This is a genomic window from Salinimicrobium oceani (assembly GCF_012037645.1).
In genome coordinates this window covers 1-477 of sequence record NZ_JAAVJR010000532.1, presented here as the reverse complement: position 1 = coordinate 477, position 477 = coordinate 1, and the positions used below count along the sequence as shown (strand labels likewise).

Genomic DNA, 477 nt, shown 5'->3' with positions numbered 1-477 from the left:
TACTGAACTGTTCCCGCTGCTGAGTTGCTGGGGTTGGTAAGGGTCTGATTTATTGTAGATCCTGTTCCGTTACTTGCCCCTGTAATACCCCCGGTTATGGTGCCTACGGTCCAGGAGAAAGAGCTTGATATTGATGCAGTCAAAGCAATATTAGGTCCTGTACCACTGCATATTGTTACTGTGTTGGCAGTAGTTACTGTAGGTGTTGGATTAACTGTTACCGTGATTGTGTAAGGTTCACCTGCACAACTTCCTGTGGTAGCTGTAGGTGTTGCGATATACTGAACTGTCCCTGCTGCTGAGTTGCTGGGATTGGTGAGGGTCTGATTTATTGTAGATCCTGTTCCGTTACTTGCACCTGTAATACCTCCTGTTATGGTACCTACGGTCCAGGAGAAAGAACTTGGTGTAGATGCAGTCAAAGCAATATTAGGTCCTGTACCACTGCATATTGTTACTGTGTTGGCAGTAGTTACT

Annotated in this window: 1 protein-coding gene; it reads right to left on the bottom strand. The window is 45.7% G+C overall.

Translation table 11 applies throughout. The features are described from left to right. The coding region (locus HC175_RS18090; protein ID WP_317172356.1) for a PKD-like domain-containing protein at nt 1-477 on the bottom strand (477 nt) is incomplete at both ends.